We start from the raw sequence: 19,015 nt of genomic DNA, 5'->3' as shown, positions 1-19,015 counted from the left end.
TCATAAGTTTACAATTTTTTGCGGGATTTTGCCAAGTTTTTTTCAAAGTATCCTTGAAAAAGTGGCGACAAAAATGGAAGAATCCGTCGAAAATGGGGGCAAATGTGGACTTTTCTCTCGAAAATTTTACAAAAAAATGCGCATTTTTGTAAAATGAAATGTATTTTCAAGAAGCAAATCCCTTTTTTGGAGTCTTTCCGCATGAATAAGAAGTTTTTCGTTCTCGGCGCTTGCGCTTTGTCTTTGATGTTTTCCGCTTGCTCCGACGAAATGGATCCGAATGATCCGGCCTCTGTCCGCAAGTATTTAACCAAGCAGAGCATTCCGTTTACCCCGAATAAATTTATCTCGTATATCGGTCAGAACGATACCGCTAAGATGACTCTCTTCTTGCAGGCGGCTTACGATATCAATTCGACCGATGACAATGGAAATTCTGCGGTGGCGATTGCCGTGAACAAAGGCAAACTCGATATGTTGCAGTATTTAGTCAGTCACGGGGCAAAGCTCGATGGCACGAATAGCGCAGGCAAAACCTATTTGGAAGATGCGATTGAAAATAAGCACAAGGATGTGGCGCAATTCCTCATTACGAAATTGCAAGAATCCGGCGAAATTCAATCGACAGCTCCGGCGGTGGCTTTGACCGCAAAAACCGGCGACGCAGAAATTTTGAAAATGCTCGGCGATGCTGGCGCACCTCTTGAAACCCGCGGCGCCGATTCGTATTTCCCGATTCATCTCGCGGTGAAGGGCGGCAATTATGACGCGATGGTTTATTTGATTTCGAAAGGCGTCGATGTTAACGCAAAATGCGGTCAAGGTTATTCTGTTCTCGATTGGGCAAAGAACGAAGGCTATACGCGTTTAATCGCTTACTTAAAGAAAAACGGAGCCAAGAATACGCCGAAATACATGAAAGAATTCGGAAAGTAATTTTTGATTTCTCAAATTTTAGGGCACGCCTTCGGCGTGCTTTTTTTGTATCTTATACGCTATGAAGAAATTCCTTCCTTTATTTTTGATTTTGAGCCTTGGCTCTGTCTTTGCTGCCGAAACGGTGGACGGCATTCGTCGGCAGATTCAGACGGTGAATAGCGAAACCGAACGCGAAAAAAAATTACACGCCGATGAAAAAAAACGCCACGAAGACTTTATCAAATCGGGGCGCGAAAAAGTGATTTCTCTTTCGAATCAGAAGAAAACTCTCCGCGCCGAAATCGATGAGATGAAAGCGGAACTTTCTCGGTTGAACGAAGCGCGGAATAAGTCTGCGGGAATTTCTCGTTGGTATGATTCTCGGAAACAAAAATATGCGCAAGAATTGGCTGCGGTCATCGAAGGCTTAGCGCCGTTTTTTGAAGCGGACTTTCCGTATCGCAATAGCGAAACCGTCGAAAGTTTAAAAGCGATGGCGGGAGAATTGCGCAAAGGCGTTGTCGCGCCCGATGATGCGCTCAGCCGTGTGATGGAAGTTTTTGTCGAACGCATTCGGATGGGCTCGACGACAGAAAGTTGGGATGGTTATCTGACGGACGCCGAAACCGGAAAACAAGTACAAGGAAAATTTTTCCGCTACGGTGCAGTCGCAGCTATTTTCGAAAGCGCCGACCAAGTCGATTATTATTGGCTTGATCATTTAAATAATGTTTATTCTTGGAAGAAAATTCCCGAATCGTTAGCGCTGCGCGCCGATGTGAAAGAATCGTTCCGCGTCGCCGAAGGAAAGGCAGCTCCGCACATTGTGAAAATTCCGGTGCCGACTTCATCGTTTGATAAAGTGAATCAGGAAAAGGCGGATGCGAAAACCGAAAAAGTTCAGAAGGCTGGGGAGGTGAAAAAATGAAAATTTCTCTCTCAAAAATTTTTGCGATTACCGCTATTTCAACGGGAATTCTCTTTGCGCAAACTCCGCTTGGAGGCTCTGCAAATGGCGATAATTTAGTGCGGGAACGCGCTGAATTGAATAAAGCAAAAGCCGACTTAGAAGAAGCGCGCCAAAAGCGCGATATGGAAGTGGCTGCGCGTTGGAATGACCGCGAAAAAGCGAATCAAGAGCGCGAACTTTTCAATCAAAAATACGAAGAAGCGAAAGATGAACTCGATCGCTTAATGGAAGAACGGGTGCGCTTGGAAGAAAATGTCCGCGTCGCCCGAGAAGATTTGGCGCAGGTGAAAGAAAACGCCGAAGCAAAACGTTCGGAATTTTTAGCGCTTTCTGCGGACAAAAGCATTTTGGAGCCGCTGAATCAATTAAAAGATCACGGCATTCCGTATCGGCTTCCGCAGCGCATTGAAAATTTCAATCGCACCGAAAAAAATATGGCACTTTTCCGCGATGATCCGCTGAAAGTGGCTAAAACAGTCATCGATTTGGCGAAGAAAGAGCTCGCGTTCACCCGCGAAATGGAATGGAACAAAGGCGAACTCGTCTTCGGAAACAAAGTGGCATTTGGCGATGAATTGCGACTTGGAAATATTTTTGCGATGCGAGCATCCTCGGGCGCAGATAGTTCGGTTGCGTTAATGCTTCCTTCGGCAGGCGATAAAGGCCGCATTTTCTCGTGGCAAGAGATGAATACCGCAGAACCCAAAGCCGAAGTGAATGCGGCATTTGAAATGGCGAAAGATTCTGCCTTTGCGATGATTCCGGTCGATGTTCTTTTGAGCACAACTCTTTCGTCGGAATTGGCGAGCGCCGAAGAAAAATCCTTCTTCGAAATTTGCAAAGAAACTTTTAAAAGCGGTGGCATTTTAATGTATCCGATTGCTGCGCTTTTCGTGCTCGGGCTTTTGCTTGTGCTCGAACGCTTGATCGTGCTTTCGATTAAAGGGGCGACGTTACGCTACCGCAAAGTGCTAGACCTTGCCCGCGAAGGAAAGCTGGAAGAAGCCCGCGAAAAAGCGAAGAAACTTCACGGCTCTGTCGGTCGCGTCATTAAAACGGGAATACTCAAAGATTATCCGGATAGAGATTCGGCAGAAAAAGCGTTGGAAGAAGTTTTTGCAGGCGAAGTGCCCGCACTCGAACGCGGACTTTCTTCGATTTCGGTGATGGCGACGACGGCTCCTCTCATCGGACTTTTGGGAACGGTGATGGGAATGATTCAACTTTTCCAAGTGATTACGATGCACGGAACTTCGGATCCAAAATTGCTCGCGGGCGGAATTTCTGTGGCGTTGATTACGACGGAAGCGGGACTAATCGTTGCGATTCCTCTCCAATTTTTGCACACTTTCGTTTCGAACCGCGTGGACGCAATCCGCAGTCGCATGGAAAAAGCGGGACTCGCTGTTCTCAATTCGCGCTGGCTGAAAGGTTAAACGATGACGCAACTTTCGGCACTCGAAGAAATTCGTGCGCTGCTTGTGCAGGGCGGTTGGGTAATGCTTCCCATTTTTCTGCTCGGACTTTTTGCGTGGATTTTAATTTTTGAAAGATATTTTACCTATCGCCGCGCAAAAAGCAAAGGAGAATTTGGAATCATTTCGCAATTTCAAAAATCGATTTTAGATTCTTATGCATTCGGAAGACGCGCCGTGAATTTTCGCTTAGAAGAAATTCGCCATTTTATCGAAGTGGATTTTGACAAAGCGTTTCCGACGATTGCTTCTTGCGCAGCGCTTGCGCCGATGCTTGGTCTTCTCGGAACGGTTTCGGGAATGGTTCACGTCTTTCAAACGATTCAACTTTTTGGATTTGGAAATCCGGTGCTTATCGCTGACGGAATTTCCGAAGCGCTCTTGACGACGCAGGCGGGACTTCTCGTCGCATTTCCTATTGTGCTTGCAAACAATCATCTGCGCGCTCGCATGGAACGCTTAAAAGCCGAAAGTTGGAAGCGCGCTTTGCAATTGGAAAACGAAAAATTTTCCGCGGAGGGCAAATGAGTTTTATCCGACGCAAACGCCGAAACACCGGCGGAATTGATATTTCTCCGATGATGGACATGACGTTCATCTTGCTCATCTTTTTCATCGTCACTTCGACATTTACCCGCGAAACGGGAATTGATGTTTCAAAACCGAAAGCCAGTTCCGTCAAAGAACTTTCGAAAGAAAGCATCTTGATTGGAATTACGCGGCAAGGAACGATTCACATTAACGAAACGCAGGTGAATCTTTCGTCGCTGCAGACGATTTTGCGGCAGATGATGAACGAAGCTCCGGATCGTCCTGTGATTATCGTTTCGGATAGAGACGCTCCTTCGGGAAAAATCGTCGACGTCTTGGACGAATGCAATTTGGCGCATGTGCGGAAAGTTTCTATTTCGGCGGCGAAGGAGTAACGCTTGAAAAAACTCTCCGGCATTTTCTTTCATTCTCGGTGGTTCTTCGCGGTGATTTTCGCCGTGGTCGTGAACACATTTTTCTTCTTGGCCATTCCGGTTTTGAACGTTCTTCTTTTTAAGAATGACGGCGCTCCGCGAAAAGTGCAATTAGAAGAATTGACCGAAGTGGAAACGGTTGTGCGCGAAAAAAAGAAAACGCAGCCGCAGAAAATGATTCATAAAATTGTGCAGCCGAATAAATTCAAACTCAACAGCACAGCGAATAGCGCACGTTCGCATTCGAATTTTAGCATGGATTTATCGCTTGCCCGCGGAGACGGAAATGGCGACGGCGTTGAAGTCGGCGCTGGCGGCGGTATGCAAAATGTCGTCTATGAAGCGGGCGATGTGGACGAAGAAGCGCAGGCATTAAAAATGGTAAATCCCGTTTATCCGGAGCGTGCAAAAAAACTCGGCGTTGCGGGTTATGTAAAAATTTATATGGTCATCGATGTCTATGGAAATGTCACCGATGTAAAAGTGCTTTCTATCGATCCGCCGGGATATGGATTTGAAACGGAAGCGCTCAAAGCGATTCGCTCTTGGAAATTTGAACCCGCAAAACTCGGACATTATCCGGTGGCGCAGAAAGCGACGAAGGAGTTCAAATTTGTTCCGTAATTTTCTGAAATTTTCGCGCAAATTTTTTGTGCTCGTCATTTTTACTTTTGCTTCTTTCGCATCGGCTCAAGATTTTTTCAAACAAGCCAATGAACTTTACGACAAAGGCGAATACAAAAAAGCAGTAAAAGTGTATCGCGCAGCCATTCAAGAAGGGCGCTATGAACCGTTTGCCTGGTTCAATTTAGGAAACACTTTGGTGCAACTCGGAAAAAATAATATCGCTATGGTTGCATACAAACGAACTGTTGAACTCATGCCCGATTTTACAAAAGCGTGGGTGCTCCTCGGCGATTTATATTATCTCGGTGGCGATTACGGACTTTCGATTGTCGCTTACAAACGGGCGCTCGAACTCGGCGAAGATTCGGATCACATTCATTATGCGCTCGGCGAATGCTTTATCAAATCGCACAGTTTAGCGCTTGCACAAAAACATTTTGAAGCGGCGACGCGTTTAAATCCCGATCGCATTGACGCTTGGTATGGACTAGCCGAAGTCTATGAAAAACTCGGCGATTACGAATATGCGATTAAAACTTTGAAGCGCGCGGTCGATAATACAGCAGCCGCTGGCGCCGATGTGCATTACACGCTTTCGCATTATTACAGCAAAATGGATTCGTCAAAAAAAGCGATTCGCGAAATGGAAAGCGGACTTTTAATCGATCCGCAGAATACATCGGCGAGGCGTTTTTTGGCGCAGATGTATTTGCAAGATGCGTCTCCGTGGATGGCGATTTTTACACTCGAAGAAGGTTTGCGTTTCAAGAAAAATAGCGATCAACTTTATGTGGATTTAGGACAAATTTATTTTTCGCAAAAGCGTTATGACGAAGCGTTAGAAAATTACATGAACGCTTGGAAAATGGGAAATTCTCAAGGGCGCATCGGCGCAGAAAATGTGGGCAATGCAATTTACAATGCCGGCGATGAAGCAAAAGCCCAAGAAATTTATCAGCGTGTGATTCAAAAACGCTGACGAAAAATCTTCATTTTATTTTTATTTTTGGCGCATGAAAAAGAAAAAAATTTGGCAATCTTCGTCTTTGAACGAAAGCAATCGCAGCGCATCGGATAAAATCCGCGATACACTTCTCTCGGTTTTGCACGGAAAAAATTCAGCGCTTTCGGAGCCGGATAAACTTTTTGATTTGCTCGTTAGCGAATTTGAAAAAATTGAAAATTTAAATGGTCGCGAAGAATTAGAAATGCTCGCTTGGTTTCTTAACTGCAGCGCATTTTGCGATGTGGAATGCAGCGAAGATTTGGCGGAAGATTTTGAAAATCTCTTTTCCGATGCCGTTGCGCTTTTTACGGAAAAAGCAAAATCATTTGATGATCGCGAATATGTCGTCAATTTATTGCACGATTTAATTGTCAATTCCATCGGCGAAGAAGCGCGTGAAGAAGTTTTCCTTTCGGCAAAAGAATTTCTTTCCGAAGAAGAAATGCGCCGAGTCATCGACGATGTTTTAAATTCGATTCGCGGACGCGGGCTTGAAAATGAAGACGAAATTTTTGCAGGTCTTCTCGATGTCGCTGATAGTTTAGGCGATCCGTCGCTTTATGAAAAAATTTCTCTTCTCCGCGATCCGGATGTTTCGAATCATACGAAAATCGAAGTGGCGAACGCTTATTATGTTGCAGGCGATGTGGCAAATGCGAACCGCGTTTTGAATGAAGTCGAAAATCCGAAGAATGAAGATGAAGAAGAATTTTTGGATTTGAAAGTGGGAATTCTTTTCCGCGAAGAGAAGAAAGACGAAGCGTTAAAACTCGCCGAAGAATTATACGAAAAATTTCCGAAGGCTTTCCATTTGATGAGCCTTTGCAATGTCGTTTCGAAATCGCGGAGAGAAGAACTTTTGAATGCGCACGAAAATTTCCGCTCGGGCGAAAACGTGGACGCAGATTATGTGAATATGTTAATCACTCTCCAAGAATTTGATCGCCTTGAAAATTATTTGGGAAAACGCCAAAAGCAAATTCATCAGTTGGATGCCGAAATTCGCGAAGGCTTAGCGGAGCGTTTGATTAGCGTTAACCAAAAAGCGTTAGCGAAAAAATTTAGATCCATTTAATGCGAAAAAATTTTGCAGCGTTTGGATTTATTACATTTGTTTTCGTCTAAATTAACGAGGTTCTTATGAGCAAGAATTATAAAGTTGCCGTTCTCCCGGGCGACGGAATCGGTCCGGAAGTGATGAAGGAAGCTGTCCGCGTTCTCGATGCGGTGGCAGATAAATTTGGTTTTACAACTGAAAAAGAATGGGCGGATGTAGGCGGCATCGCTTACGATCATTTCAAGAATCCGCTTCCGGAAAGCACCCTCAAAACGGGTGAAGCCGCTGATGCGATTCTCTTCGGTTCTGTTGGTGGCCCGAAATGGGAATCTCTTCCGCCGAATTTACAGCCGGAACGCGGCGCACTTCTTCCGCTCCGCAAACATTTTAAGCTGTTCTGCAATTTGCGTCCGGCTCGCGTTTACAAGGAACTCGCTCCGGCATGTCCGCTTCGTGCAGATATTGTCGGCGACGGCTTTAATATTCTCACCGTTCGTGAACTCACCGGCGACGTTTACTTCGGTCAGCCGAAGGGTCGTGAAGGCAGCGGCAAAGATGAAATCGGTTTTGACACGATGAAGTACAGCCGCTACGAAGTTGAACGCATTGCGCGCTTTGCATTTGACGCCGCCAAACTCCGTCACAAGAAAGTGGCGAGTATCGACAAAGCAAACGTTCTCACGACTAGCGTTTTCTGGCGCGAAATTGTGAAGGAAATTCACGCTAATGAATATCCGGAAATTGAACTTGAACATCTTTATGTGGACAACGCTGCGATGCAGCTTCTCCGCCGTCCGCGTGAATTTGACGTTCTTCTCTGCCCGAATCTTTTCGGCGATATTTTGACCGATGAATGCGCAATGCTCACCGGTTCGATGGGACTTCTCCCGTCGGCTTCGATCGCAGAAGGTTCTTTCGGTTTGTATGAACCGGCAGGTGGATCGGCGCCGGATATCGCGGGCAAGGGAATTGCAAATCCGCTCGCTCAGATTCTTTCTGTAGCCCTTATGCTCCGTTATTCTTTCAAGGAAGAAGAAGCGGCAAAGGCGATTGAAACCGCAGTCGAAAAAACGATTACCGCAGGATTCCGCACCGGCGAAATTTGGAAAGAAGGTGACACGAAAGTCGGGACAACCGGCATGGGTGACGCAGTTCTTTCTTTCCTCAAGTAAAATGAAAGGCTCGCCGAAGGCGAGCCTTTTTTAATCAAAAGCCCGCCGCAGCGGGCTTTTCTTTGTTTAACACCGCCGGCAAAGCCGGCGGTGTTTGAAGTTTTATTTTTGAATTTTCATCAACTGCGTTCCGTTTTCTGTGACCGCGCGGATAATGTACATGCCGCGAGGAAGATTGCTCAGATTCAATTCTTTTTGACCATCAGCGCGCAATAGAACTTGACCATTTGCCGAAAGAATCGCAACATTTTTCACGCGGGCGCATTCAATGCTCAAATGATTCGTCGCCCGAGAGAAACGCATCGTCGCAGTATTTTGCTTCACCGTCGTAATCGCTGTTGTCAAAGAACTGCTGGATTTATTTTCGGTGCTGCTTGAACTCAAATCGGCTACAGAACTCGATGACGAAACGTTTCCGATTTCAACATCGATGACGAAGAGATTTGCCATGTAGCCTTTTGTAATCGTGTAATCGCCGGCGTCTAAATTCACTTTTACAATGCCCGCGTTTGCTGTATAAGCTTTGCCGTTGACTTTCACTTTTTTTGCAAAGTCCGCGTTGAAAGTCAAAGTCACTGTCGCCGCTTTTTCCAAAGTAAATTGAATGCTCGTAGCCGATTCCATTTTCAATGCTTGAGTGAGTTCTTTTCCGTTGACGGTTGTCGAAGCCTTTGTCAAGTTTCCGCTAATCGCAAAATATTCGCTCGAATTTCCGCTTTCGGTAAAGTTGTGTGAAACGCTTTCGAAAATCGGTTTGACGCTCGCAGCAACTGAACTGCTCGAAACTTTTTCGCTGCACGAAGAACTGCTCATCGAACTGCTCGACTTTGCTTGCGAACTTGAAGATTTTTCAGCTTCGCTGCTCGAACTTGTAATGATGATTGCGCCCGTTCCTTGGATGCTTTTGAGCGCACTCGTGTAATTATTCAATTTATTTTTGAGCGCCGTATTCACTGCATACGATTCATCGTCGGCTGCGGTGAATGTCCACTGGAAATCGCCGCCGTGCATACGACCTGCATAAGTTGTGACCGTTGTCTTTGCCGCAGCAGGTTCTTCTGCTTTGTAAGAATACATTTTTGAGCCGGTGTCAAAGTTGCTGTAATAATGCGCTCCGGATTTTGATTTTACGGAATTCGGAACGGTTTCTTTTGCGCTCTTGACGACGTAAGCATCAAAATCGGTTTGCGTGTTCACATTCATTGTCGCAGCCGAAACGGATTCGCCTTTGTTCACATAAGAAGTTGCGCCGTAAGGAATGAAAGTGTAACCGCCTTCCATGAAATTGTTGAACGCTTTAATGGATCCGCCGGGTTCTTTGCTGAATGTGGCATTTTCCGTCGAGCTTGTCGCTGTGCCCGCATACAAATCCGACCCTTGCATCGAAGTGAGCATCGGATATTTGCAGTTGCGGAAATAATTGCCTTCCATAAAGACCGACGAACCTTGAGTGCTTCCAGCTCCGTATTTTGCGTTGCCATCGTAATAGTTGTTGTAAACGTGAGCATTGTAAAAGCGCACGCGCGGATGACGACTATCGGAATGATCGTACCAGTTATGATGATAAGTAATGTAATAGTCGGTGGAATTGTAGCTGTAGACGCCTTCCGAAAGGCCGAGTAAATTGCTCTTGCCGTTATCCCAGAAATGGTTGTAGCTAAATGTGACGTACGAAGATTTTTTGCAATCGAGAGCGCCGTCGCCCTTTGCTTGGTCTGCGTCCGAGCCTGCGTCTCCGTAGAAGAAATCATTATTGTGCACCCAAATGTGAGCGTTTCCTTGCTGAAGCCCGATGTTATCGCCTTCGCCCGAATTGACGTTCATAATGCCCACATTGCGGACTTCGACATTCTGCGCATTTTTAATGCGAATGCCCCAACCGTTCACGGTCGCGTCTTCGCCAATGCCTTCGACAGTAACATAAGAATTCGTCGAATTTCCTAAATCAATCATCATATCGCCGCCGACCAAAGAATCGGAATCGGTGACATTTCCAATCAAGCGGATATCAAGAGGCCGCGTTTCGTAACCTTTCTTGTAACAATTCAAAATGCCTTGAACGCTTTTGCAAGTCGTCTTCGTGCCTTTCGAATTGGTGGTCACATCCATCGTCACCGTTTCTTTCGTCGCTTCGGACATATAAATAATCACCGCGCCATTTTTCAAAGTGCCGTCGGCTTTATAAGCGCCCGGAACGCGTCCGTCCGAAAACGCAAAACCGCTCCGATCGTGCGCAATCGCTGTGATGGTTTTCGTCGTGACTTCTGAGGAACTCTCACCGCTCGCCGTCACCGCAGCAACTTTGATAGTGTGAGAACCTGCAGAAATTCCCGGAATGTCCGCGCGGACATAACCGCTATAAGTGCGAATCAGCGCATCGTCAATTTTAACGCCGTCGCAATAAACATTGTATTTGGTAGCGCCGCTTACCGGAGTCCATTTGGCGTAAGCGGTTTCAAACCAACCGCCCGCTTCTTGAATGGTAAGCGCATTCGCTGCAGTTGCCGCAAGCCCGAAAGCGATTGTCGAAACCAAAAGTGAATTTTTGTGCGATGAATTCTTCATACAACACCAATCCTTGGAAAAGTTTTCCCGTTTTGAGAATGTTCTCAAAAATAATTTAAACTAAAGCGGAGAAAAGTCAATAGAGAAAAGTGAAAAATTTTAAATTTCTTTGAAAAATAATGGAAAATTCTAAATTTTGATAAAAATGAAATGATTAAAATGTTCTCAAAATTATTTGCAAATTGTAAAATTAAACCCTGAATTTTGCCGAAAATTCTCCAAAAAACGGCGAAAATTGTAAAAATGCAGAAACGAAGGTGCGCTTCCGCAATTCGGTAAAGACAAAAACGTTTTTTCTAACTATCTTTTCAAAAAAGGGTTGGACTCGCTATTTCTTAGCGGGTCGGATTGGTTATAAGAAGGAGAACCAATGAAAAACTGTATGAAGTGTCTTGCGCTTCTCGGTTTAACGGCTTCAATGGCTTTTGCGCATGAAACCTTTAACCGCGATGCACAACTCGGTTTCGACAAAACCTATTCAGCAAAATCGATGAAGCACGGTCAGTTGGGAATCACCGTTTTGGGTGACTTCTCCAATGATAAGAGTGTCTTGGACGGTTTTGACAATGGTCACGCTGTTGACGGCGACAAAATTTCCGAATATTTTGGCGGAAGTGGTTACTTCGGTATGGCTTTTGGCATGTTCGAAGTGGTGGACGTGTCTATTATGCTTCCGGTTTACTATGACCACGTCGGCTTTAAGAAAGCGGATGCTGCGAACCAAGGTTACCTCGGTAATCTCCGTGCGAGCATGAAATTCCGCGCTCCGCTTCCCGAAGATCAGCTCTTTGATCTCGCATTGATTCTCGGCGCCGACTTCCCGACCACCGATAAGAACAAACGCGGTGCTTGGATTCGTCAGCCGGATTACATTAACAAAGATAATGGTCGCGCTTATTCGTTCGGTTCGAGCAATTCGATTATGCGGATTACCGCAGCTGCAACGATGGACCTTCGTAAAACCGATGCCGCTCCGCTCCTCATCCATTTGAACGGTGGCTATCGCTTTACGGTGGGCAATGACGCTTTCCCGAACTTCTTCTCGTTTGCCGCAGGCCTCGAAGTCTATCCTCTTCCGGTGGTCTCGGTCTTCGGTGAATATTATATGGATATCGCCGACGGTTCTTATGACCTCGTGAAAGATATGGGCATGAACGAAGCTTCTGTCGGTCTCGTGTTCCACATCGGTTCGCACTTAGACTTGCAGGTCGGCGGTCATTTCGCTCTCGCAAAGAGCCATACGGCAGCTCCGGTTTCGGGCGCATTCTCGCATGACGGAACGCATAAGGGCAGCGATGGCGCATCGGAAAAGGAATGGACATACAAAGCTCGTACGACTCCTTCCGCTGCTGGCTTTGGCGGCATCACTTGGTCTGGCTTCTTGATCGATCCGGATCGTGACGGTGATGGTGTTCCTGACTCGGACGATAAGTGCCCGGACGAAAGAGGCGACAAGCGCAACGACGGTTGCTCGTGGCCGAATCCGGACTTGGATGAAGATGGTATCTGCGATCCGTGGGTGGCAGAAAAAGGTTTGAACGCTGAATTTGCTGATATTTGCGAAGGCATTGACCGTTGCCCGAACGAAGCCGGTAATGGTTCGGACGGTTGCCCGCTCGACAATCCGGACGCCGATGGTGATGGCGTTTGCGATCCGTGGGTAGCTCAAAAGAATATGCTCGCCCAGTTCAAGGATGTTTGCGAAGGCATTGATGAATGCCCGAACCAAGCAGGTTCTCTCGCCTTTAACGGTTGCCCGTCGAAGAATCCGGACCCGGATAATGACTCGATTTGCTCTCCGTGGGTGACTGACGAAGGTCGTCTCGCTGACTTTGCAAATGTTTGTAAGGGTTACGATATGTGCCCGGGCGAAAGTGGTCCGGTTGCTAATAAGGGTTGCCCGTGGCCAGATCCGGATGTGGACGGTGACGGTCTCTGCGATTCTTGGGTTACCGAAAAGGGTCTCGGTTACTTCTTTGAAAATCCGACAGATCCGAACGTGAAACAGTGCAAGGGCGTTGATAAGTGCCCGGCTGAATACGGACCGGTTGAAAATGATGGCTGCCCGCTCGAAAATCCGGACCCAGACCAAGATAGCGTCTGCTCTCCGTGGGTTACCGAAAAGGGTATGCTCGATGATTACAAGAGCGTTTGCACTGGCCTCGACAAGTGCCCGAATGAAAAGGGTCCGCTCGCAACGAATGGTTGCCCGACCGAAGATCCGGACGTGGATAAAGACAGCGTTTGCGATCCGTGGGTAACGCAGAAGGGTATGCTTGACGTCTTCAAGGATGTCTGCACCGGCCTCGACAAGTGCCCGTATGATTCGGGTGCAGTAGCCAATAACGGTTGCCCGCTCGATAATCCGGACTCGGATAACGATAGCGTTTGCGATCCGTGGGTTTCTCAGAAGGGCATGCTTGAACTCTTCAAGGATAAGTGCTCTGGCATTGATAAGTGCCCGCTCGATTCTGGCTCTGTCCAGAACAACGGTTGCCCGCTTGATAATCCGGACTCGGATAACGATGGCGTTTGCGATCCGTGGGTAACGCAGAAGGGCATGCTCGAAGTCTTCAAGGATAAGTGCACCGGCCTCGACAAGTGTCCGTTCGAAGCGGGCTCGTTGGATGCTGACGGCTGCGCTGTTGAAGAAATCAAACTTGAAGTTTACTTCGCAAGCGGTAAGGCAAAACTCACAGCGAACTCGAAGAGATCTCTCCGCGAACTCGCCAAGAGCTTGAACACGAAGGAACGTAAGAATGAACGTTACCAGATTCTCGGTTACACCGATGACCGCGGTAACGACAAGACGAACCTGAAACTTTCTCAGAAGCGTGCTGATGCCGTTGTCACCGAACTCGTGAAGAACGGCGTTGACAAGGGCCGCTTGGAAGCAATCGGTAAGGGCGAAGCCGATCCGGTCGCAGACAACAGCACTGCAGAAGGTCGTGAACTCAACCGCCGCATTATGATGAAGCGCGTTCAGTAATCGCTAAAAGCGTAACGTAAAAATCCCCGGCATTCGCCGGGGATTTTTTGTTGTAAAATTTATTTCCAAATTTTAATTGCCCTTAAAGCGGGATAATCATTTTTCGAAAGCAAAAAATTGTTCATTTCTAATTTAAATTAGTGTCATGGAAACCTTCATTTTTCAACATGTTGAATTCGAAGGACCGGGTGCCATCCTTCCGATTTTAGAAGCCAAAGGGCATCGCATTCACCGAGTGAATTTATATGCAGGCGATGCGGTTCCAGATTCCTCAGCAGTCGATTTTGCCGTGTTAATGGGCGGACCGATGAGTGCGTTAGACGAAGATAAATTTCCGTTTCTCTCAGCCGAAAAACAATTTTGCCGCGAAATGTTTGCGGCGAATAAACCGCTACTCGGAATTTGTTTGGGTGCACAATTACTCGCAAATGCATTTTATGCGCCGATTCGAAAAAATCCGGAAAAAGAAATCGGTTGGTTTCCGGTGACTTTTGAAAATGGATTATCGTTAAACGCTTTCCATTGGCATGGCGAAACATTTGATATTCCAGAATATGCGGTGCCGCTTGCTTACAGCGAAGCGTGTAAAAATCAAGGTTTTAAAATCGGACGATCTGTCGGGCTTCAATTTCACTTAGAAACGACCGCAGAATCGATGAAAAGCATTTTGGAAAATTGTGCGGATGAACTGAATTTAGAACTTTCCAATTATCGTCAATTCGTCCAAACAAAGCCGCAAATTTTAGAATTGGGTGAACGTTACATCCCGCAGGCAAATATTGTGTTGAATGAATTGCTCAATGCAATTCTCGGGTAAAAAAATGAAAAATCTTTTGCAATTTGATAGCGAATATTTGTGGCATCCTTATGCCGCTCTCAAAAATACACCGGCGCGATTCCTCGCAAAATCGGCGCACGGAACGACCATCGAAACCGCAGACGGTTATCATTTAATCGACGCCGTTTCAAGTTGGTGGAGCATGGCTCATGGTCATAATGCGCCAGAAATTGTCGAAGCGATTCAAAAGCAAAGTGAAAAAATGTGCCACGTGATGTTCGGCGGATTCACTCACGAGCCCGCAATTGAACTCGGAGAAAAATTGGTTCGCTTTTTGCCCGCGGGATTGAATAAAATTTTCTTCGCCGATTCGGGAAGCATTTCGGTAGAATGTGCTGCGAAAATGGCGGTGCAATATCAGTATGCAAAAGGGCATCCCGAAAAATGCAAATTGGTCGCGCTCAAAGGCGGCTATCACGGTGACACTGCGGGTGCGATGGCGCTCAGCGATCCCGATGGAATGCATGTACTTTTCCGCGGAATTATGCCGCAGCATTATTTTGCAGAGCGTCCCAACTGCCGCGCGGACGGTGAATGGAACGATGAAGATTTTCGTTCGATGGAAGAAGTGGTTGCGCTTCACAAAAAAGAAATCGCAGCCGTCATTTGCGAGCCCGTTTTTCAAGGCGGAAACGGAATGTGGCTTTATCATCCGCAGTATTTAAAACGCTTGCGCAAATTGTGTGATGAAAACGGAATCCTTTTGATTTTGGACGAAATCGCCGCGGGATTTTATCGGACAGGTCCGCGCTTTGCAATGGAACACGCGGGAATTGTTCCGGATATTATGTGCATCGGAAAAGCTCTCACCGGCGGAAGCATTACGATGGCGGCTTGCGTCGCTTCGGAAATGGTCGCCGAAACGATTACGAATAGTAAAATTTCTGCGTTCATGCACGGTCCCACTTATATGGCAAATCCGCTCGCATGTGCTGCGGGAATTGCTTCGCTTTCGCTCTTTGAAAATCGCGATTACAAAAAAGAAGTTGCCCACATCGAAAAACGGTTAAAGCAAAATATTTTACCGCTCAAAAATTTGGAAAACGCTGCCGATGTCCGCGTCCTCGGTGCGATTGGCGTTTTGGAACTCAAAGCAAAACCATCTGCCGAAGATATTTTAAAAGTCATCCGCGAAACCGGAGTTTGGTTGCGTCCATTTTGCAATTACGTTTACACGATGCCTCCGTTCATCACAACGGATGCAGAAATCGATCGCATTTGCGAAGCGATAAAAAAAATCGGAGAATGTGAACCTGCGCCCGTTACGGACGACGATGAATTTCACGAATAAATTTTCGCAGAGGAAAAGATGAAAGGATATTTTGTTACAGCGACTGGAACCGATGTCGGGAAAACTTTTGTCACAGCACTTCTTGTCAAAAAATGGCGCGATTTAGGAATGGATGCGGGCTATTATAAAGCTGCTCTCAGCGGTGCAGAATTTCGCAATGGAAAATGGATTGCAGGCGATGCAGATTATGTGAAAAATTTTGCAGGCCTTTCCGATTCTGAAGAAGAACTCGTCAGCTACGTTTACAAAGAAGCGGTTTCTCCGCATCTCGCAGCCCGCAAAGAAGGAAATCCCGTTGAACTTTCTCAAGTTCGCGCAGATTTTGAAGCTGCTTGCAAACGACATCAGTTTATCTTTGTCGAAGGCAGCGGGGGAATCATTTGCCCGATTCGCTACGACGCAGAAAAACAAATTTTTTTGGAAGACATTATTAAAACGGTGAATCTTCCGATTTTAATCGTCACCACAGCAGCGCTCGGATCTATCAACGCCTGCGTTTTAACTGCCGAATACGCCAAAAGTCGAGGCATTTCAATTCGCGGCATTATCGTCAACCGTTACGGCGAAAGCGGCAATGTAGAAATGGAAGACGATAACATTTTAATGATGCAAAAATTAACTCGCTTAGAAATTCTCGCTAAAGTTAAATCGGGCGATAAAGAACTTCACTGCAGCGCATTTTAAAATCGTTGAAAAGTTAGATTCGCTATTTAGAGCCAATTTTTCCGTGCGGTATTTTGAAGATAAATTCTTTTTTGTCTTAGAGCAGCCCATGCGGCAATGCGCTCGGCGATGATTCGCTCTTTTTCGGCTTTGTGATTTTCAAGTTCTTGTTCTCGATGAACAGCTCGTTCCATCGTCATCCCAAATTCGAACCAATTTTTTTCAAGTCCTGTAATAATACTTGCAAGAGAAGTGAGAGTGGGGGATTCTTGTGCATTTTCCAAACGATACACTTGCTGGTTCGAAAGAGAACAATGATGCGCCACGTGATTTTGAGAGAGATTTCTTTCTGCGCGCCATTCGACAAGAACATTGCGAAATGCACGACGCATAAATTGTAGTTCTTCTTTAGAAATTTTTTCCATACCGATTTTAAATATATTTTAATTGATTGAAAATGCGTGTAACCAAAAAGGAGGGAATTTTGCTGTCAGCGTTTCATTCAAATCAAAAAGAACCCCGAAGGGTTCTTTGTTACAGAGCTTTAATTTCGTCAATTGTAAGGCCGGTAACTTTTGCAATAGTCTTAATCGGAATTCCCGCTTTCAAGAATCCTTTGGCAAGGGAATACTTTTCTTCCTTACGCCCTTTGGAAAGTCCTAGAGAGTATGGAACGAATGCTGTGTCATTCTGAGCGTAGCGATATATGAAACTTGGAAGTTCTTAGTTCTTTAGTTGAATTAAGTTAGTAGGACTATGAGGCAAGTGTTTTACTTCCATAAATTTTCAAAAAATTTGTAAAAAACATTGACAAATGTATTTTTTTTTACAATGCTATTGTAACATTGCTTAAAAGGAGCATTCTCTATGATTAATCCTATTGAAGTTCATCCATTCGGACCCTTTTTACCTCAAAATACGAAAGTTTTGATGTTTGGGTATTTTCCTACGCCAAAAGAAAACCGCACAATGGATTTTTATTATTCAAGCTCCACTAATGAAATGTGGGAAATGTTGGGGGCAATTTTTTTTAATGATGAAAAGCATTTTATAAAGCCTGCCTCTAAAAAGGTTTATGACCAAAGTAAAATTGAAGAATTTTTGCGTGAAAAAGGAATCGGATTGTATGATGTTGTCACAATCGCTCATCGAAAAGAAAAAGGAGCTGCTGATAAAAAAAATCCTTGTGTTCAAGCAACAGATATTAAAGCTTTGTTAGAATTTGTTCCTGATTGTAAAGCTTTGTTTATTTTAGGAAAAGGTGAACCTGCAAAAATTGTCAATGAACAATTTAGCATCAAGCTTTCAAAAATCGGTGATTCTGCAGAACTTGAAAAAATAACAATCTATTGCCTTCCAAGTTCAAGTCGAGAAACTCAAAAAAGCGGCCTCTGGACAAGAGAAAACAAAATTCAATTGTATAAAGAAAAATTTCAAGAGATTGGACTTTTGCACATAAAATAGTATTCTCTATAAAAAAGGATTAAATGGTGAAAAGTTTAATCCTTTTATTGGCTATTTTATTGGTAGTATGTACGTGAGCGACAGCCGCCGCTACTACGGACTATCTGTTCGCCCCGTCTTAGCAGAATAGCGTAGCGCATTCGTTTCATTTGATTTATTCGATTTATTTGTCGCGGGCTTGCAGGTCCGCGACCGCAAGAAACGAGGAATCAAATCGAACGAGAACGGTCACAAATATACGGGATTTCGTATAGTCAAAAGCTTAACCTAAAACAACAAATTCAAAAGGAGATTGTAAATATGGCAAAAAAATGCCCCCAATGTGGAATGGAATTGAATTTTCCAGAAGAAGTTCTTGCAAAATTACAGCAGTGTCCTTTTTGTACAGCACCATTGAGTGCAAAACCAGTGGTGGGTGAACCAGTTGATTTAGGCTTGTCAGTTCGGTGGGCTGATCATAATGTAGGGGCTACAAATTCCGAAGATTATGGAGATTACTTTGCATGGGGCGAAATAGAACCCAAAGCAGAATACACCGATGAAAATAGCCTAACATATCAAAAGGATGACTTCAATTTTGATATAGCAGGCAGCCCGAAGTATGACGCAGCTACAGCCAATTGGGGCGGAAAATGGCGCATGCCAACAGAAGAAGAATATCGAGAATTAGTTGAAAAATGTGAATGGAAGTGGACAAGCAAAAATCATAGAAATGGTTGTAAAGTAACAGGTCCGAATGGAAATTCAATTTTCCTCCCAGCGGCAGGGCTCCTTCCCGATTCTGGTTTGGACGACGCAGGGAGTATCGGCCGCTGCTGGAGTTCTACTCCGACCGAGCGCGGCAGCGAGAGCGCTTACAACTTGGGCTTCGGTTCGGGCGGTCAGATCGTGGACGACTACGCCTGCCGCGACTATGGGTTATCTGTTCGCCCCGTCTTAGCAGAAAAGAATGAAGAAAACGAATCTTCACAAAATACGGAGTTTCAACAAACATCTAGAGAAGCTGTTGATTTAG

Annotated in this window: 17 protein-coding genes; 15 read left to right on the top strand and 2 right to left on the bottom strand. The window is 45.5% G+C overall.

The genetic code is table 11. The features are described from left to right. The first annotated feature begins 201 nt into the window (after nt 1-201). The 9 genes from B0H50_RS05565 to leuB all read left to right on the top strand — a co-directional run bounded on the left by B0H50_RS05565 (nt 202) and on the right by leuB (nt 8,190). Nucleotides 202-936 (top strand): ankyrin repeat domain-containing protein, encoded by a 735-nt coding sequence (locus B0H50_RS05565; RefSeq protein WP_106197801.1) that lies wholly within the window; start codon nt 202-204, stop codon nt 934-936. A 61-nt stretch (nt 937-997) separates the two neighbouring features. Further along, nucleotides 998-1,846: a DUF3450 family protein gene (locus tag B0H50_RS05560; RefSeq protein WP_106197679.1), complete on the top strand. Its 849-nt coding sequence runs from the start codon at nt 998-1,000 to the stop codon at nt 1,844-1,846. Next, nucleotides 1,843-3,324, top strand: a complete 1,482-nt coding sequence (locus B0H50_RS05555; RefSeq protein WP_106197678.1) for a MotA/TolQ/ExbB proton channel family protein — start codon at nt 1,843-1,845, stop codon at nt 3,322-3,324. Before B0H50_RS05560 ends, B0H50_RS05555 begins: the two co-directional genes overlap by 4 nt. A 3-nt stretch (nt 3,325-3,327) precedes the next feature. Then, on the top strand, nt 3,328-3,891 hold the full coding sequence (locus B0H50_RS05550) for a MotA/TolQ/ExbB proton channel family protein (RefSeq protein ID WP_106197677.1): 564 nt from the start codon (nt 3,328-3,330) through the stop codon (nt 3,889-3,891). Continuing rightward, a complete protein-coding gene (locus B0H50_RS05545) occupies nt 3,888-4,289 on the top strand; it encodes an ExbD/TolR family protein (protein ID WP_109587392.1) in 402 nt (133 codons plus the stop codon). The genes B0H50_RS05550 and B0H50_RS05545 overlap by 4 nt, the downstream gene beginning before the upstream one ends. A gap of 3 nt (nt 4,290-4,292) precedes the next feature. After that, complete coding sequence (locus B0H50_RS05540) at nt 4,293-4,952, top strand: energy transducer TonB (RefSeq protein ID WP_233244531.1); 660 nt, start codon at nt 4,293-4,295, stop codon at nt 4,950-4,952. A 28-nt stretch (nt 4,953-4,980) separates the two neighbouring features. Next, on the top strand, nt 4,981-5,934 hold the full coding sequence (locus tag B0H50_RS05535; RefSeq protein ID WP_233244529.1) for a tetratricopeptide repeat protein: 954 nt from the start codon (nt 4,981-4,983) through the stop codon (nt 5,932-5,934). A 34-nt stretch (nt 5,935-5,968) separates the two neighbouring features. Continuing rightward, complete coding sequence (locus tag B0H50_RS05530; RefSeq protein ID WP_106197674.1) at nt 5,969-7,036, top strand: tetratricopeptide repeat protein; 1,068 nt, start codon at nt 5,969-5,971, stop codon at nt 7,034-7,036. Between the two features lie 65 nt (nt 7,037-7,101). Beyond that, nucleotides 7,102-8,190 (top strand): 3-isopropylmalate dehydrogenase, encoded by a 1,089-nt coding sequence (gene leuB / locus B0H50_RS05525; protein ID WP_109587391.1) that lies wholly within the window; start codon nt 7,102-7,104, stop codon nt 8,188-8,190. A gap of 102 nt (nt 8,191-8,292) precedes the next feature. On the opposite strand, the gene B0H50_RS05520 is transcribed toward leuB, so the two are convergent. Next, a complete protein-coding gene (locus tag B0H50_RS05520) occupies nt 8,293-10,755 on the bottom strand; it encodes a pectate lyase family protein (RefSeq protein ID WP_109587390.1) in 2,463 nt (820 codons plus the stop codon). 370 nt (nt 10,756-11,125) lie between these two features. Between B0H50_RS05520 and B0H50_RS05515 the strand changes: the two genes are divergently transcribed. From B0H50_RS05515 to bioD, 4 genes are all read left to right on the top strand, one after another. Further along, complete coding sequence (locus B0H50_RS05515) at nt 11,126-13,744, top strand: OmpA family protein (RefSeq protein ID WP_146193690.1); 2,619 nt, start codon at nt 11,126-11,128, stop codon at nt 13,742-13,744. 145 nt (nt 13,745-13,889) lie between these two features. Further along, the gene (locus B0H50_RS05510) at nt 13,890-14,561 is read left to right on the top strand and encodes a type 1 glutamine amidotransferase (RefSeq protein ID WP_109587388.1); all 672 of its coding nucleotides are present in this window, start codon (nt 13,890-13,892) and stop codon (nt 14,559-14,561) included. 4 nt (nt 14,562-14,565) lie between these two features. Next, nucleotides 14,566-15,873: an adenosylmethionine--8-amino-7-oxononanoate transaminase gene (gene bioA, locus B0H50_RS05505; RefSeq protein ID WP_109587412.1), complete on the top strand. Its 1,308-nt coding sequence runs from the start codon at nt 14,566-14,568 to the stop codon at nt 15,871-15,873. Between the two features lie 18 nt (nt 15,874-15,891). Then, entirely contained in the window at nt 15,892-16,557 is a 666-nt protein-coding gene (bioD, locus tag B0H50_RS05500; RefSeq protein WP_109587387.1) for a dethiobiotin synthase, read from the top strand. Between the two features lie 26 nt (nt 16,558-16,583). Here the strand turns inward: bioD and B0H50_RS05495 are convergent, their stop codons facing one another. After that, nucleotides 16,584-16,961, bottom strand: a complete 378-nt coding sequence (locus B0H50_RS05495) for a helix-turn-helix transcriptional regulator (protein WP_106197668.1) — start codon at nt 16,959-16,961, stop codon at nt 16,584-16,586. A gap of 442 nt (nt 16,962-17,403) precedes the next feature. Here B0H50_RS05495 and B0H50_RS05490 point away from each other — a divergent pair, with 442 nt between their 5' ends. Together B0H50_RS05490 and B0H50_RS05485 are read left to right on the top strand one after the other, a co-directional pair. Then, nucleotides 17,404-18,000 carry a uracil-DNA glycosylase family protein gene (locus tag B0H50_RS05490; RefSeq protein WP_109587386.1) on the top strand — a complete coding sequence of 199 codons (597 nt, stop codon included), beginning with the start codon at nt 17,404-17,406 and terminating at the stop codon, nt 17,998-18,000. Nucleotides 18,001-18,300: 300 nt separating this feature from the next. Beyond that, the coding region (locus B0H50_RS05485; protein ID WP_146193689.1) for a DUF1566 domain-containing protein at nt 18,301-19,015 on the top strand (715 nt) is incomplete at its 3' end.

The sequence above is a fragment of the Hallerella porci genome, from assembly GCF_003148885.1.
Taxonomy (GTDB): domain Bacteria; phylum Fibrobacterota; class Fibrobacteria; order Fibrobacterales; family Fibrobacteraceae; genus Hallerella; species Hallerella porci.
Note: the sequence above shows the minus strand (reverse complement) of the source record. Positions and strands in the feature narration are given on the sequence as shown.

Excerpts from the sequence above, each read along its gene's own strand:
- B0H50_RS05565 (WP_106197801.1), top strand. The coding sequence starts at position 202 with ATGAATAAGAAGTTTTTCGTTCTCGGCGCTTGCGCTTTGTCTTTGATG.
- B0H50_RS05560 (WP_106197679.1), top strand. The coding sequence starts at position 998 with ATGAAGAAATTCCTTCCTTTATTTTTGATTTTGAGCCTTGGCTCTGTC.
- B0H50_RS05555 (WP_106197678.1), top strand. The coding sequence starts at position 1,843 with ATGAAAATTTCTCTCTCAAAAATTTTTGCGATTACCGCTATTTCAACG.
- B0H50_RS05550 (WP_106197677.1), top strand. The coding sequence starts at position 3,328 with ATGACGCAACTTTCGGCACTCGAAGAAATTCGTGCGCTGCTTGTGCAG.
- B0H50_RS05545 (WP_109587392.1), top strand. The coding sequence starts at position 3,888 with ATGAGTTTTATCCGACGCAAACGCCGAAACACCGGCGGAATTGATATT.
- B0H50_RS05530 (WP_106197674.1), top strand. The coding sequence starts at position 5,969 with ATGAAAAAGAAAAAAATTTGGCAATCTTCGTCTTTGAACGAAAGCAAT.
- leuB (WP_109587391.1), top strand. The coding sequence starts at position 7,102 with ATGAGCAAGAATTATAAAGTTGCCGTTCTCCCGGGCGACGGAATCGGT.
- B0H50_RS05520 (WP_109587390.1), bottom strand. The coding sequence starts at position 10,755 with ATGAAGAATTCATCGCACAAAAATTCACTTTTGGTTTCGACAATCGCT.
- B0H50_RS05515 (WP_146193690.1), top strand. The coding sequence starts at position 11,126 with ATGAAAAACTGTATGAAGTGTCTTGCGCTTCTCGGTTTAACGGCTTCA.
- B0H50_RS05510 (WP_109587388.1), top strand. The coding sequence starts at position 13,890 with ATGGAAACCTTCATTTTTCAACATGTTGAATTCGAAGGACCGGGTGCC.
- bioA (WP_109587412.1), top strand. The coding sequence starts at position 14,566 with ATGAAAAATCTTTTGCAATTTGATAGCGAATATTTGTGGCATCCTTAT.
- bioD (WP_109587387.1), top strand. The coding sequence starts at position 15,892 with ATGAAAGGATATTTTGTTACAGCGACTGGAACCGATGTCGGGAAAACT.
- B0H50_RS05495 (WP_106197668.1), bottom strand. The coding sequence starts at position 16,961 with ATGGAAAAAATTTCTAAAGAAGAACTACAATTTATGCGTCGTGCATTT.
- B0H50_RS05490 (WP_109587386.1), top strand. The coding sequence starts at position 17,404 with ATGATTAATCCTATTGAAGTTCATCCATTCGGACCCTTTTTACCTCAA.